The organism is Micromonospora sp. R311 (assembly GCF_056780015.1).
Genome location: NZ_JBSWCE010000025.1, coordinates 41681 through 55533, shown reverse-complemented (window position 1 = coordinate 55533; position 13853 = coordinate 41681). Strand labels below are relative to the sequence as shown.

The following is a 13853-nucleotide window of genomic DNA, read 5'->3' as shown; positions in this document are numbered from 1 at the left end:
TCATGCTGTCACGGTGCGGTCGTGCCGGTGATCGGCCGCGACCCCGGCCGGTGCGGGGACGCCGGCGGCGGGGTCCGCGACGGTCACCGTCCCGGCCGCGGCGTCGACCGTGACCAGTTGTCCGGTGCGGATCCGGCGGGTGGCGTGCGGGACGCAGATGACGGCAGGGATGCCGTACTCGCGGGCCACCGTCGGGCCGTGCGCCATCACCGCGCCGGTCTCGGTGACCAGCGCGGCGGCGGTGAGGAACAGCGGCGTCCAGCCCGGGTCGGTGGTGGGCGCGACCAGGATCTCGCCGGGTTCGACGTGCGCGGTGGCCGGGTCGTGGACGACCCGGGCCGGCCCGGTCGCGCGGCCGGCGGCGGCTCCCACGCCGCGCAGGGCGCCGTCCGCGGCCGGCGTGGCGGGCAGGACGGCCTCGACGTCGGTGCCGTCGGAGAGGACGGCCACCGGAACGCTGCGCCGGCGCAGTTCCCGCCGGTGCACCGCCCGGCGGGCGGCGACCGTGGGCCGGTGGTCGGCCCCGTCGTGCACGGCCGCGTGCGTCTCGTCCAGGGTCAGGAACATGATGTCGTCCGGTTGCGCCAGCAGGTTCCGCTCGGCCAGGTCGGCGCCGATGAGCAGCAGTTGCCGGCGCATCTCCCGCAACCGGTACAGGCCGGCGAACTTGCCGGCCTCCCGGAGGCCGGCCAGCGACCGGGCCCGGCGCAGCAGGAACCCGGCGAGCCGGCCGCGGACCGGCCGGCGGCGGCGGGCCCGCGCGACGATGTCCGCCAGGGCGGCCTCGGCGGTCGCCGCGGCGCGGGCGAAACGCGCGTCGGGCGCCTGCTCCGGGTCGGTGACCCGGAGGTAGTTGGCGATCATGGCGAAGACCGGCGTCGGGTCCTCGTCCCAGCGGGGCACCCCGAGGTCGACCTCGGCGACCGCGCGGTGGCCGTAGCGGTCCAGGAACTCCGCCAGCCCGAAGTCCGGCAGCTCCCCCCGGGCGTACCGGGCGGCCAGCTCCCCGGGCGGGGTGGTGAGCAGCAGGTCGCGGTGGTCGCCGACGTGTCGGGTCAGCCGCCACAGCGCCAGGTCCATGTCGAGGGTGACGTTGTGCGGCATGCCGCCGAGCACGGTGTTGATCTCGTCGCGGCTGGCCACCCCGGCGAGCAGCGTGGGCGGCAGCGCGGCGGCGAGCATGCCGGCGACGATCGGCCAGACGATGTCGTACGGGCCGGCCGAGGGGTCCTGGGCGCGGACGAACTCCAGCCGCTCGGCGGCGGTGCGCAGCCCGGCGGGCGCGGCCGAGCGGAGCCTGAGCCGCTCGACCTCCTGGAACAACCGGAGCCGGGCGGCGTCCGGCCGGGCCAGCGACCGGGTGACCCCGGTGACGGCGCGCAGGCCGGTGCGCAGGGACGGGACGGACCCCGCGCGGCGGGTGGCGCCCGGCAGCGGGGCGAACCGCGGATCGGCGAGCACGTGCTCCATCACCGCCTGCGCGCGCGGGCCGAAGTCGACCGCCATCAGCTTGACCAGCCGCTTGCGGGCGGCCCGGTCGCGGGCCAGGTCGGTGAGGTCGCCGTACAGGCGCCCGCCGATGTCGGTGACCTCCACCGTGAGCCCGAACGCGGCCAGCATCCCCGCCACCAGCGCCTTCAGGCTGGACATGCCCATCGGGGTCGCGGGCTGCAGCATGCCCTGCACGTGGCCGAACTCCAGGTAGACCCGGGGGGTGGGTTTCCCGGTGTCCGGCGGCAGCGGGAACAGCGTGGTGATCGGCCGTGACTGCAGCAGCCAGTGGACGCCGTCGCGGTCGTACGCCCACTCGACGTCCTGCGGGGCGCCGAAGTGCGCCTGGAGCCGGCGGCCGACCTCGCGCAGCTCGGCCAGCTGGGCGGCGGTCAGCGGCCCCGCGGCGGCGGGCGGCGCGTCGTCGAGGACGTACCGGTCGACCGCGGTGGCGCCGTCGACCACGGCCGTGCCGAGGCCCGGGGCGGCCTCCACCACCTGCTCGGTGCGGCAGCCGGTGAGCGGGTTCGCGGTGAACAGCACCCCGGCGACCGCCGGCTCGACCATGCGCTGCACGACGACGGCCATCCGCACCGACTCGTGGTCGATCTGGTGGGCGTCGCGGTAGGCGACGACGCGCGGGTGGTGCAGCGAGTCCCAGCACCGCCGGATCGCGGCCAGCACCTCGGGCAGCCCGGTGACGCCGAGCAGGGTGTCCTGCTGCCCGGCGAAGCTGGCGTCCGGGAGGTCCTCCGCGGTCGCGCTGGAGCGCACCGCCACCGGGCCGCCACCGAGCCGCCGGTACGCCTCGGCGACCTCGGCCTCCGGGATCACCCCCCGGTCGTGGGCGAGGGTGGTGACGCAGAAGCCCTCCGGCACCCGTTCCCCCGAACGGATCAGCTCACCGAGCCCGGCCGCCTTGCCACCGACCAGGTCGACCAGGTCGCCGGTCACCTCGGACAGCGCGATCACCCGCATGCGGACACCTCTTTTGCAGTGCAGTTGCATTGCGAAAGACGCTACCTGTTTCACGATGCAACTGCAATGTGAAGCCTGCCGCGAGGTGCTCGCCCTCGCCCCGGAGGGGTGGCGCCGTCGGTTCCGGTCAGCCCTGGCGGGCCTTCTGGCGCCGGTCCGCCTTGTTGATCACGAAGATCCGGCCCCTGCGGCGCACCACGATCGAGTTCACCTTCCGCTTCAACCCCCGCACCGAGCTTCTGACCTTCATGGCGGAACACCCCTTCCTGATCGCCGGATCCCGGGCCTCCGCCGCGGGCGACGGCAGCGGACCGGGGACGGCCGGGCAGGCGTCGCGACGACGGTGGGCGATCTTCGACGTAACCCGGCTCGGGTACCCGGCGGCACACCGGTCATTCGTCACCTCGCGGGCGCCGCCGTCCGCCCGGGGCGAAGCCCGCTCGGCGGTGTCCCGCCAGGCCCGGCAGCGGCCGACCGCCGCGGTGGGGGCTGGCAGGATGGCCGGGTGGACCTCGACTCCGGCGCCGGGCTGCTGCACCGGCTGACCTCGTACCTGCCGAGCCGCGAGTGGAACGTGCCGGTGGACGACCCCCGGGTCCGCCGCGACCTCGTCCCGAACGACCCGGCGACCCTGCCCCCGCCGATGAAGGGTTACCCGGACGGCCTTCCCGTCGTGGCGCTGCCGCGCGACCTGCCCGACCCCGGCGTGCCGGCGACGGCCGTCCTCGCGGGCGTCGCCTGCCCGGCGCGGCCGTTGGACGCGGCGCAGCTCGGCCGGGTGCTCTTCCTCGGCGCCGGCGTGGTCCGCACCGCCCGCCGCGACGGGCGTCCGATCTACTACCGCGCCGCCGGTTCCGCCGGGGCGCGCTTCCCGCTCGAGGTCTACGCGAGCACCCGTGGCGTCGCCGGAGTCCCGGACGGCGTGCACTGGTACGACGCGGCGCGGCACGCGCTGGTCCAGGTCGGCCCCGCCGCCGCCGGGACGGTCACCACGCTCGTGGTGACGGGCGTGCCGTGGCGGACCGGTTGGCGCTACACCGAGCGGGGGTGGCGGCACCTCTACTGGGACGCCGGGACGCTGCTGTCCCAGCTGTCGGCGGCCGCCGCGAGCGCCGGCATCCCGCCACGGCTACGGTCGCTCTTCCCGGACGCCGTGGTGCGGGCCCTCGTCGGCGCCGACGGGGTGCACGAGTACCCGCTGGCCCTGCTCTCCCTCGGCGACGGCGAGCCGGCGATCGGACCCACCGGGCCGGCGGCCCCGGGCGAGCTGCCGCCGGTCGAGCTGCCGCTGTGCACCGCCGCGCAGCGCGCGGGCGAGCGGGACGACCTCGGCGCGCCGTGGCCGCAGGCCGCCGCACTGCCGGGCTTCCCACCGTCGGACACCCTGGACGAGGTGGTGCGCCGGCGCGGATCGCAGCGCCGGATGGACCGGTCCCGGACGCTGCCGCGCGCCGCGCTGGAATGGCCGATGGCCGCCGCCCTGCGCGGCGTGCAGGTGCCGCACTGGGTGGCCGTGCACGGCGTCGAGGACGTGGCACCCGGCCTCTACCGGTGGCCCGACCTGGCCCGACCGCTGCTGGCCACGGATCTCCGGGACGAGCTGCTGCGGGTCTGCCTGGACCAGTCCCTCGCCGGCGACGCCGCGTACGTGGTCATCGCGGCCACGCCGCTGTCGGCGCTCGACGACCGGGGATACCGCGACGCCCAGCTCGCCGCCGGGCTGGTCGAGGGCCGGCTGCACCTGGCCGCGTACGCCCTGGGCGCGGGCGCGTCGGGGATGACCTTCATCGACTCGGAGGTGCCCGGTCTGCTGGCCGAGCCGGCCGACCTCGCGGCGCTGCTCTTCACCTGCGTGGGGGTCCCGGAGTACCGCTCGCGCGCCGGGGGCCGGCCCGGCGCGCCGGTGGAGATCCGCCCGGTCGTGCCCCGCCTCGGCCGGTCCTGACGGACTGCCGGGGGGCGTCGCTACGGTGGTCCGCATGGTCACCGTCGCCGACGTCCGCGCGCTGGCCCGGACGTTGCCCCGCAGCAGCGAGCACGTGATCCGCGACCGGATCAAGTTCCGGGTCGGCGCGATCGTCTACGTCGCGTTCTCCCGCGACGAGCGGACGATGGGCTTCGGCTACCCGAAGGAGCAGCGGGACGGCCTGATCGCCGCCGAGCCGGAGCTGTTCTTCCTGCCCGGCACCTCCGACCTGCGGTTCAACTGGGTGTGCTGCCACCTCGCCCGCCTCGACCACGACCAGATGACCGAGCTGGTGACGGAGGCGTGGCGGATGGTGGTGCCGAAGTTCCTCGCCCGGCAACGGCTCGGCGACTGAGCCGGGGCGGACAGGCGTACGAAGGGCCCTCGTTTGCCGCCGGTCGACACGGGTAGCCACGCTGTCTCCGGCACGGGAAGGACGGGGCATGGCTGAGCTGAAGTTCTTCGACAAGGTGGCCGCACGGGCGGGCGTACCGGCGGAGACGGCGCAATCCCTGACCGAGGCCGCCCTGCAGACCCTCGCGGAGCGGATCAGCGGCGGCGAGGCGGCAGACCTGGCCGACCACGTGGCGGCCGAGCTGCGCCCACTGCTGGTCAAGGGCACGGAGGATCCGGAGGTCTTCGGGTACGACGAGTTCCTGCGCCGGGTCGCCGAGCGCGCCCGGGTGCCGAGCGACGTCGCGGAACGCGGCGTGCGGGCCGTCCTGCAGACGCTGCACCGGGTGGTCGGGCACACGGAGTTCGAGGAGGCGATGGCGCAACTGCCGGCGGACCTGCGGGCCCTGGCCGAGCCGGTGCCCCGCTCGCCGTGACCGGCGCAGGTCGCGCCCCCTGGCTCCGGGACGGTGACCCGCCGCCCCGCCGCGCCTCGCCGTCGAATGCCGAGGCGGTAGCTTCTGCCGCACCACGCGCCTGGAGCGCGCCTCGGTGCCGAGGGTCGGGCGCTCACGGCCGATGTGGTGGGCGCGACGGGGGCGACTCCGGCACCAGCGGCTCCTGCAGGGCACGCCGCACCTCGCGGGTGCCGATCGCCTCGGCCAGCGCGAAGGCGGTCAGCGCGGTGGCTAGGACAGCCAGTCCCGCCAGCCGGGACACCCGGGTGCACACCGCCGTCAGGACGATCAGCGTCAGGATCTCGGCCACCCGGAGCGGACGGATCCGGTGCATGATGCGCCACCAGAAGAGCTTGTCGCCGAGCAGGAAGACGATCACCCCGCCGTAGAGGGTGAGGTGGGGCATGTCCCATCCGACGGGTCCGGCGAACCGCTCGACCTCCGCCACCGTCTTGCGGAGCCCGAGCGCGACCAGCACGATCCCCATGATCATCACGAGGTGCGCGTACGTGTACGCCTCGAGCGCCAGGCGACTGCGCTGCCCGTCCTGCAGGCTCTGCACGCCCCGCTGCCCCGCGGTGGCATCGACGTCGAAGTACGCCCACCAGAGCGCCGCGATCAGCACCAGGCCGAGCACCGCGGCGAGGACCATCATCGTGGAGACGCCACGGTTGCTGAGCGAGAGCCCGGTCGAGACGATCGCGCCGCCCAGCGCGACGAGGATGATCAGCCCGAACCGGTCGGCCCAGTGTTCCGCGGACCGGACCGGCCAGTGCCGGGCGTTCAGCAGATAGCCACTGCCGAGTTCGACCAGGATGGCGGCCACCCACAGGGCGGCCCGGACGGGCTGGAACAACCCGGTATCCGTCGCCGGCACGACGACGGCCGCGGTGTACAGCAGGGCGAGCGCAACGGCGGACGGAACCGCGAGCCGCACCAGCTGGCCCCGGAACGCCGGATCGTTGCGGCTGATCATCCAGAACGCGCCGAAGTTCACCGCCCGGACGATGCCGTAGCAGGTCACGAAGACCACCGGCCCGGGCAGCCCGCCGGGCAGGTCCGCGAAGACCACCGGCACGGTGATGGCGATGATCAGGATGGCCGCCGCGGCGCCGAGGAGCAGCAACCGGCCGATGGCGTTCTCCGTCCGGAACGCGCTGCCGAGCCAGGCGTAGCAGGCCCAGGACCACCACAGCAGGACCAGCACGGCCAGGCCCTGCAGCAGCCCGCGCCAGTTGGGTGCCGCCGTCATCAGTTCGGTGACCTCGATGAAGGCGAAGACGAAGACCAGGTCGAGGAAGAGTTCCTTCGGGGTGACGCCGCTGAACCGCTCGGTGACCGGTTCGATCGCCCGGTGCAGCGTCCGGTGCTTGACCCGGAAGACGGTGCGGTCGAGCACCACCAGACTGACCACCACCGCGGCCAGCAGGCCGAGTTGGACCACCACCGGCACGTGCGCCGCCAGCGGGGCCAGCAGAAGCACCAGGACGACGCCGGCGATCGGCCCGCGGCCCAGCAGGCCGATCGTCCGGCGTTCGAAGGCGATCAGGCCGACCAGGTAGAGCGCCACCCCGCCGTACAGGCTGACCAGGCCGAGCCCGGGCTCGTCCGGCGCCGCCTCGAAGGCGAGGCCGTTGAAGGTGTGCTTGAGCCCGAGGGAGAGCAGGATCAGTCCGGCGATCATCGGCAGGTGCAGGAAGGTGTACGCGTCCCGGGCGAGCAGGGCCCGGGCCCGGCCCGACGCGCGCTCCAGCGCGTCCTCCGCGGCGAACCGGGCGATGTCGAAGTACGTCCACCAGAGCACGCCCACGAGCAGCGCGCTGAGCAGCATGCCGCCCACCACTCCCCAGCTGACCGCGGTTGCCGTGCCGACGCCCTGGCCCATCCCGGCCGAGATGATGATCTCGCCGAACGCCACCAGGATGATCAGGTGGAACCGCTCGGTCCAGTGCTTGATCGAGAGGATCGGCCAGGCGGTCAGTCGCATCGCCACCGCCCCGCCGTGCTCCACCACGATGGCGAGCAGCAGCAACCAGAAACGGGCCCACTCCCCCGCCGCGCTGCCCTCGCCCAGGGGCCGGGGCAGCAGAGCGGCGGCCAGCAGCACCACCGCCGCGGCCAGCAGAGGTAGCCACAGCCGCAAGTGCCCGCGACGACTGGCCGGATCCGACCACTTGACGATCGTCAGGATCAGCAGCGTGCCGGATCGGATGATCAGGTAGCAGACCACGAACGTCAGCGGACCGGGCAGGCCGCCCGGCTCGTCGGCGAACGCCTCCTGCAGGGCCACCCCCATCACCAGGACCACCGCCGCCAGGCTGAACATGATCAGCGGCATGACGCCCCGGTCCACCCGGACGGCGTTGCCGAGCCAGGAGTACGACATCCAGCAGAACCAGAGCAGCACCAGCAACAGCGCGCCGTGCAGCACGTTCGCCACGGTGAGGTGGGCGGCGGCCATGTTGGTCACGTTGATGAACGCGTAGACGAAGATCAGGTCGAGGAAGAGTTCCAGGCGGCTGACCGCGCTGGACTCCCCGACCAGTTGGATCCGGCCGGCCGCCACCTTCGGCCCCTTGTCCGCCACGCCCTCACTCTGCCAAGGCCGGGCTGGGCGGACAGGAGATCCGGAAAGCGTGCCCCACCGGTCGGCGCCCGTCCGCCGACCACCCGACGATCTGCGCGGTCACACCGGCCGGTAGCGGCCCGGCGAGTGACGGTGTCGTACCCGCGCCGTGGTCAACGCTTTCCGCGACGCGTATCTTTGCGCGTAGGTTTCCACCAGCCGACCAGGGTTCTCGTGATGCTCAAGAGCCGGATGCCGCGCGAGGACGGACGCGCTCCCGAGGAGATCCGTCGGCGCAACCTGGCTGCCCTGCTCCGGCACGTCCACCTGCACGGTCCGCTGTCCCGCGCAGCGCTCGGCGCGCGGACCGGGCTGAACCGCAGCACGATCATGGCGCTGACCGCGGACCTGGCGTCGGCGGGTCTGGTCCGCGAGGCGGGGTTGTCGTCGACCGGCCGGGCGGGCCGGCCCTCGGTGGTGGTCCGGCCGGAATCCGACCGGGTCCACGTGCTGGCCTTCGACGTGGCCGTGGACCGGTTGGCCGCGGCCCGGGTCGGGCTCGGCGGCACGATCACGGACCGGCGCGAGGCGGTCCGCTCCCGTGCCGGAGCGGACCTGGACATCGTCGTCGGGGTGCTGGCCGAGTTCGGCCGCGAGTTGCACGACGGGGCGCCGGCCGATTCGGTGTGCGTCGGCGTCGGGGCCTCCTACTGCGGGATGATCCGGCCCTCGGACGGGATGGTCCGATTCGGACCGGACATGGGCTGGGTGGATCAGGCCTTCGGCGCCGAACTGGGCCGCCGGCTCGGCCTCGGCCTGCCGGTGCTGGTCGGCAACGAGGCCCACCTCGGCGCCATGGCGGAGAACCAGCGCGGCGCCGGCGTGGGCGTGCGCAACCTCATCTACCTGCACGGCGACGTCGGCGTCGGGGGCGGGATCATCGTCGACGGCGACCTCCTCGACGGCGACGGCGGGTACGGCGCCGAACTCGGGCACATGATGGTGAACCCGTACGACGGCCGGCCCTGTGGGTGCGGCTCCCGTGGCTGTCTGGAGGCCGAGGTCGGTGAGCGGGCCCTGCTCGATGCGGCCGGCCGGCCGGCGGAGCTGATCGGTCGCGACGCGGTCCGCGCCGTCGTCGACGCCGCCGAGCATGGCGATCCGGTGGCCCGGGACGCGCTGCGGCGGATCGGCGACTGGCTGGGCATCGGGGTGGCGAACCTGATCAACCTGTTCAACCCGGGCATGGTCATCTTCGGCGGCATGCTCCGCGACGTGTACCGGGGGTCGGCCGCCCAGGTCCGCGCGCGGATCGCGGAGAACGTGCTGCCGGTCTCCCGGGAGCGGGTGCGGCTCTCCGTCTCGGGCCTGGGCGACGACGCGACCCTGGTCGGGGCGGCCGAACTGGCCTTCGCCGACCTGCTGGCCGATCCGCTGGGCGGGCACCGGCTCGGCCCCGCCGCCGTCGCCGCACCGGCGCCCCGCCGCGGCCGGTAGGACCGGACCCGCCGCGGCCGGTAGGACGGGGGACCTGCCCGCCGACCCGGGCCGGGCCGCGGGGCCGATATCGGATCGCCGCCGGGCGGGTCCGGCCGGTAGGGTGCGCGGCATGAGTGGCTCCGTCGCGCCCACCGGCACCGCGTGCCGGTGCGCCCTGCCGAACGGCGGGGAGCGACGTCGGCGATCCGTGGCTCGCGTGCGAGTCACCGACCGCCTGGGCTGACGTCACCTCTGCGACCGGGCGGATCGATCCGCCGGTCCCATCCGAGCCGTCGCGTCGATCCGTACGGATCCCATCCGAGCGACCCGCGGGCAGCGCGGGTCCGAGCGAGATCGGCGTACCGATGAATCTGGAGAAGTTGCTGGCCGACCGGCTGGCGCCGGCGTTCGCCGCGGTCACCGGCGGTCCGGTCGACCCCGTCGTGCGGCGGTCGCAGCGGGCCGACTTCCAGTCCGACGCGGCCCTGCCGCTGGCGCGGCGGCTCGGCCGCCCGCCCCGGGAGATCGCCGTCGAGGTGCTGGACCGGGCCGACCTCGCCGACCTCTGCGCGGCGGCGGAGGTGTCCGGTCCCGGTTTCATCAACCTGACCGTGTCCGACGCGGCACTCGGCGGGCTGGTCTCCCGGATGGCCACCGACCCCCGGCTGGGGGTGCCGGTCACCAGCCGGCCGGAGACCGTCGTCGTCGACTACTCGGCACCCAACGTCGCCAAGGAGATGCACGTCGGCCACCTGCGCTCGACGGTGATCGGGGATGCGACGGTGCGGCTGCTGGAGTGGCTCGGCCACCGGGTCGTCCGGGCCAACCACCTCGGCGACTGGGGCACCCCGTTCGGCATGCTCATCGAGCACCTGCTCGACCTGGGCGAGGCGGAGGCGGTCCGGGAACTGTCGGTCGGCGACCTCGACACGTTCTACAAGGCGGCCCGGGCCAAGTTCGACGCCGACGAGGGGTTCCGGGAGCGGTCCCGGTCACGGGTGGTCGCCCTGCAGGGCGGCGACGAGCGGACGCGACGGCTGTGGCGGCTGCTGGTCGAGCAGTCGACGGCGTACTTCCTGCAGGTCTACGACCGGCTCGACGTCACGCTGACCGACGCGGACTTCCAGGGCGAGAGCCGCTACAACGACCTGCTCGCGCCGGTGGTGGCGGAGCTGGACCGGCTCGGACTGCTGCGGGACAGCGGCGGCGCCGCGTGCGTCTTCCCACCCGACAGCACCGGTCGGGGCGGCCAGCCGCTGCCGCTGATCGTCCGCAAGTCCGACGGCGGCTACGGCTACCCCGCCACCGACCTGGCCGCCCTGCGGCACCGCACGGCCGACGTCCGCGCCACCCGGCTGCTGTACGTCGTGGGTCGGCCCCAGCGGCAGCACTTCGACCTCGTCTTCGCCGTCGCCGCGCAGGCCGGTTGGCTCCAGCCACCCGCCCGGGCGGAGCACGTCGGTTTCGGCTCCGTCCTCGGACCGGACGGACGGATGCTGCGCAGCCGCAGCGGCGACCCGGTGAAACTGGTGGCGCTGCTCGACGAGGCGGTCACGCGCGCCACCGAGCTGGCCCGGCGGAAGAATCCCGACCTCGACGACCGCGCGGCGGACGAGGTCGGGAGGGCGGTCGGCATCGGCGCCGTCAAGTACGCCGACCTGTCCACCGACCGCAACCGGGACTACGTGTTCGACTGGAACCGGATGCTCTCGCTGGACGGCAACACCGCCCCGTACCTGCAGTACGCGTACGCCCGGATCCGGTCGATCTTCCGGCGGGCCGGTGGCGGCACCGCCGGGACGACGGTGCGGCTCGCCGAGCCGGCCGAGCGGGCCCTCGCCATCGAGCTGATCGGCTTCCCGGCGGTGGTGGATGCGGTACAGCACGACCTGGAGTTCCACCAGCTGGCTGGCTACCTTCATCGGCTCGCCACCACCTTCAGCGGCTTCTACGAGCGCTGCCCGGTGCTCCGCGCGGATCCGCCGCTCCGGGAGAGCCGGCTGGTGCTCTGCGACCTGACCGCCCGCGTCCTCCGGCAGGGCCTGCACCTGCTCGGCATCCGCACCCCGGAGCGGCTGTGAGTCATCCACTCTCGATGGTGAGCCCGGGACCGACGCCTGCCATCGGCAACCGGCCAGCCAGGCCGCCGGTCCCCGCGCTGATCCGCCGCCGGCGATCTCCCGGGTAGCTGAAGTACGCCCAAGGAACGCGCGGACCAGGGCGGATCGGGATTCCGCCTCAGCACAAGCGGCCCGGCGGGGTGCCGTCCCGCCGGCACCGCCGCGAGGGTCGGCCGCGGCGGCGGGTCAGGTGTCCCGGCCCGCCGCACCGCCGGGGGTCAGCACGATCCGGCCGGTGGCGCGCCCGTCGGCCTGCCGTGCCCAGGCGTCGGCGGCCTCGGCGAGCGGGGTCGTCAGGTAGTCCAGGACCAGCCGCCCCGCGGCGGCGTGACCGGCGACGGTCCGTACCGCCTGCGCCTTCTGCTCGCTGCTCAGCTCGTTGTTGGTGTAGCCGAGGACCCGCAGCGAGCGGCTGCGCAGGGTCGCCGAGTCGAACGGCGCGTGCTCGCCGGCCGCGCTGCCCAGGTTGACCAGCCGGCCGTGCCCGGTGAGGGTGCGCAGCGCCGCGGCGGCCGGCACCCCGAACAGCGGGTCGAGCACGACGTCCACGGGTCCGTCACACGCCGGGAGCAGTCGCGCCGCGAGCGACTCCACGTCGTCGCCCTCGGTCAACGCGACGACGGCGTCCGCGCCCAGCCTGCGGGCGCGCTCCCGGGCGGCGGTGGAGCGGCAGGCGGCGACCACCCGCCGGGCGCCGTGCAGCCGCGCCACCTGCAGGGCGACCTGACCGACCACACCCCCGGCGCCGAGGACCAGCACTTGCTCGCCCGCGCGCAGTTCGCCGCGCCAGGTCAGGGCCATCCAGGCGGCGACCGCCGACAGGCCGAGAGCGGCGACGAGGGTGTGGTCGACGTGGTCGGGCAGCGGCACCACGTCGGCCGCCGGTACGACGCAGTACTCGGCCATGCTGCCGTCGCCCGGACGCATCCCGGCGGTGGTGGAGAACCAGACCGGCGTCCCGTCGTCCAGCCGGCCCACGCCCTGCACGCCGGGAACGTAGGGCACGGCCGGCGCGCCGAAGTACGACGTGCCGGTGCCGCACAGCACGTCCAGCGGGGTGATGGGCGCGGCGGCGACCGCCACCCGCAGCTGCCCGTCGCCGGGCCGGGGCGGTTCCCGACGCTCGACGACGGGCGGCCGTCCGCACTCGGTGATGACGACGGCGCGCATCAGGTGGCGATGTCCGGGTAGGGCAGGGAGAAGTGCGCCAGCCGCCGCGCGTACTCCTTCTGGAAGCCCAGCGGTTCGGCGTGGTCGCGTTCGAACATCGCGATGAACAGGGTCAGCGTCAGGAACGGGTGCGCACCCAGTTCGAACAGCTTCACGTAGTCGTGCCCGGCGAGCGCCGCCCGTTCCTCGTCGGTGAAGCGCAGCCAGGTGCTGGCCTCGGGGACGTGGCAGTTCAGGATCTGGTTGGCGCGTTCGGCCTCCCACCAGGTCACCGTGCCGCGCGGATCCGCGCGGTAGCGCTCGACCAGCTCGGGGTCGCGGTCGACGGTGTAGAGGAACTTGTTCAGCAGGTACCTGCTCATGCCGCCGGCGCTCCCTTCGGGTACCAGGTGAAGTAGGCCTCCATGGTGTGGAACAGGTCGAGGGTGTCCACGTAGTCGGCCTTGGCGCCCTCCCCCGCGACGCCCATCATGAGCATGAAGTCCATGAAGCCGTGGGTGGCGTTGCCCGGCGCGTGCAGGCTGTCCAACGTGACCTCGGACAGGCAGCCCTCCAGGTCACCGCCGGCGATCCACTCCACCGCCCTGCGGTCGAACTCCGGGTCCGGGCCGTGCTCGCCGAACTGGCGGGGCCCGCCCAGCTCCAGCGACAGGTGCCCGGTGCCGATGACCGCGACGCGCTGGTCGCTCGGCCAGGACTCGATCAGCTCGCGGATGGTGCGGCCCAGCTGCACGAAGCGCTTCGGCCGGGGCAGCGGCGGGGCGAAGATGTTGGTGTACACCGGCACGATCGGCAGGTCGGCCTCGGGCCGCAGGGTGATGATCGGGCAGGTGATGCTGTGGTCGATGCGCAGCTCGTTGCTGTACGCCAGGTCGAAGCCGGCGTCCAGCCCCTCCCGCAGCAGGTAGCCGGACAGCTCCTCCTGGCCCTTGAGCAGCATCCGGGGCAGCCCGAACTCGCGCTCCTCGTTGTACCAGTTCGCGTCGTAGAACGGCGCCTTGCCGATGAGGAACTGCGGCATGTTGTCCAGCCACAGCTGGTGGAAGTGGTCGGAGCCGACCATGACGAGCACATCCGGGTTGGCCCGGGTCAGCGTCTCGCGGAAGGCGGTGATCTTGCGTACCCACTCGTCGGCGAACGGCGGCCGGTCCTCGCCCTGCGCGGTGCTGGCCCGGTAGTAGAACGGATGGTGGGTGGAGGCGATTACCGCGACCAGTTCGGCCATGGACGGC

11 protein-coding genes are annotated in these 13853 nt (G+C 74.0%); 5 read left to right on the top strand and 6 right to left on the bottom strand.

Annotated features, from left to right (window positions below; genetic code table 11):
• Positions 1-2469 (bottom strand): PEP/pyruvate-binding domain-containing protein, encoded by a 2469-nt coding sequence (locus tag AC1WTP_RS21495; RefSeq protein ID WP_481651056.1) that lies wholly within the window; start codon positions 2467-2469, stop codon positions 1-3.
• A gap of 127 nt (positions 2470-2596) precedes the next feature.
• On the bottom strand, positions 2597-2719 hold the full coding sequence (locus tag AC1WTP_RS21490) for a 50S ribosomal protein L36 (RefSeq protein WP_447139279.1): 123 nt from the start codon (positions 2717-2719) through the stop codon (positions 2597-2599).
• A 255-nt stretch (positions 2720-2974) separates the two neighbouring features.
• Here AC1WTP_RS21490 and AC1WTP_RS21485 point away from each other — a divergent pair, with 255 nt between their 5' ends.
• The 3 genes from AC1WTP_RS21485 (at position 2975) to AC1WTP_RS21475 (ending at position 5265) form a co-directional block, all read left to right on the top strand.
• The gene (locus tag AC1WTP_RS21485) at positions 2975-4414 is read left to right on the top strand and encodes a nitroreductase family protein (protein ID WP_481651055.1); all 1440 of its coding nucleotides are present in this window, start codon (positions 2975-2977) and stop codon (positions 4412-4414) included.
• 34 nt (positions 4415-4448) lie between these two features.
• Entirely contained in the window at positions 4449-4790 is a 342-nt protein-coding gene (locus AC1WTP_RS21480; protein ID WP_481651054.1) for an MmcQ/YjbR family DNA-binding protein, read from the top strand.
• An 88-nt stretch (positions 4791-4878) separates the two neighbouring features.
• On the top strand, positions 4879-5265 hold the full coding sequence (locus AC1WTP_RS21475) for a DUF2267 domain-containing protein (RefSeq protein ID WP_481651053.1): 387 nt from the start codon (positions 4879-4881) through the stop codon (positions 5263-5265).
• A gap of 133 nt (positions 5266-5398) precedes the next feature.
• Here AC1WTP_RS21475 and AC1WTP_RS21470 read toward each other — a convergent pair whose 3' ends face one another.
• Entirely contained in the window at positions 5399-7873 is a 2475-nt protein-coding gene (locus tag AC1WTP_RS21470; protein WP_481651052.1) for a low temperature requirement protein A, read from the bottom strand.
• Positions 7874-8089: 216 nt separating this feature from the next.
• Between AC1WTP_RS21470 and AC1WTP_RS21465 the strand changes: the two genes are divergently transcribed.
• Both AC1WTP_RS21465 and argS read left to right on the top strand, forming a co-directional pair.
• A complete protein-coding gene (locus AC1WTP_RS21465; RefSeq protein ID WP_481651051.1) occupies positions 8090-9349 on the top strand; it encodes an ROK family transcriptional regulator in 1260 nt (419 codons plus the stop codon).
• Positions 9350-9696: 347 nt separating this feature from the next.
• Positions 9697-11412 carry an arginine--tRNA ligase gene (argS, locus tag AC1WTP_RS21460; protein WP_481651050.1) on the top strand — a complete coding sequence of 572 codons (1716 nt, stop codon included), beginning with the start codon at positions 9697-9699 and terminating at the stop codon, positions 11410-11412.
• Positions 11413-11637: 225 nt separating this feature from the next.
• Here the strand turns inward: argS and AC1WTP_RS21455 are convergent, their stop codons facing one another.
• From AC1WTP_RS21455 to AC1WTP_RS21445, 3 genes are read right to left on the bottom strand one after another with little or no spacing between them, the layout of a single operon-like run.
• Positions 11638-12621 carry a quinone oxidoreductase family protein gene (locus tag AC1WTP_RS21455; protein ID WP_481651049.1) on the bottom strand — a complete coding sequence of 328 codons (984 nt, stop codon included), beginning with the start codon at positions 12619-12621 and terminating at the stop codon, positions 11638-11640.
• Positions 12621-12983 (bottom strand): hypothetical protein, encoded by a 363-nt coding sequence (locus AC1WTP_RS21450; protein WP_481651048.1) that lies wholly within the window; start codon positions 12981-12983, stop codon positions 12621-12623. Before AC1WTP_RS21450 ends, AC1WTP_RS21455 begins: the two co-directional genes overlap by 1 nt.
• On the bottom strand, positions 12980-13846 hold the full coding sequence (locus tag AC1WTP_RS21445; protein WP_481651047.1) for a DODA-type extradiol aromatic ring-opening family dioxygenase: 867 nt from the start codon (positions 13844-13846) through the stop codon (positions 12980-12982). Before AC1WTP_RS21445 ends, AC1WTP_RS21450 begins: the two co-directional genes overlap by 4 nt.
• Between the last annotated feature and the right edge of the window lie 7 nt (positions 13847-13853).

What these genes read in the sequence shown, in the direction of transcription:
- AC1WTP_RS21490 (WP_447139279.1), bottom strand. Translation starts at nt 2,719, where the DNA reads ATGAAGGTCAGAAGCTCGGTGCGGGGGTTGAAGCGGAAGGTGAACTCG.
- AC1WTP_RS21480 (WP_481651054.1), top strand. Translation starts at nt 4,449, where the DNA reads ATGGTCACCGTCGCCGACGTCCGCGCGCTGGCCCGGACGTTGCCCCGC.
- argS (WP_481651050.1), top strand. Translation starts at nt 9,697, where the DNA reads ATGAATCTGGAGAAGTTGCTGGCCGACCGGCTGGCGCCGGCGTTCGCC.
- AC1WTP_RS21465 (WP_481651051.1), top strand. Translation starts at nt 8,090, where the DNA reads ATGCTCAAGAGCCGGATGCCGCGCGAGGACGGACGCGCTCCCGAGGAG.
- AC1WTP_RS21445 (WP_481651047.1), bottom strand. Translation starts at nt 13,846, where the DNA reads ATGGCCGAACTGGTCGCGGTAATCGCCTCCACCCACCATCCGTTCTAC.
- AC1WTP_RS21450 (WP_481651048.1), bottom strand. Translation starts at nt 12,983, where the DNA reads ATGAGCAGGTACCTGCTGAACAAGTTCCTCTACACCGTCGACCGCGAC.
- AC1WTP_RS21455 (WP_481651049.1), bottom strand. Translation starts at nt 12,621, where the DNA reads ATGCGCGCCGTCGTCATCACCGAGTGCGGACGGCCGCCCGTCGTCGAG.
- AC1WTP_RS21495 (WP_481651056.1), bottom strand. Translation starts at nt 2,469, where the DNA reads ATGCGGGTGATCGCGCTGTCCGAGGTGACCGGCGACCTGGTCGACCTG.
- AC1WTP_RS21475 (WP_481651053.1), top strand. Translation starts at nt 4,879, where the DNA reads ATGGCTGAGCTGAAGTTCTTCGACAAGGTGGCCGCACGGGCGGGCGTA.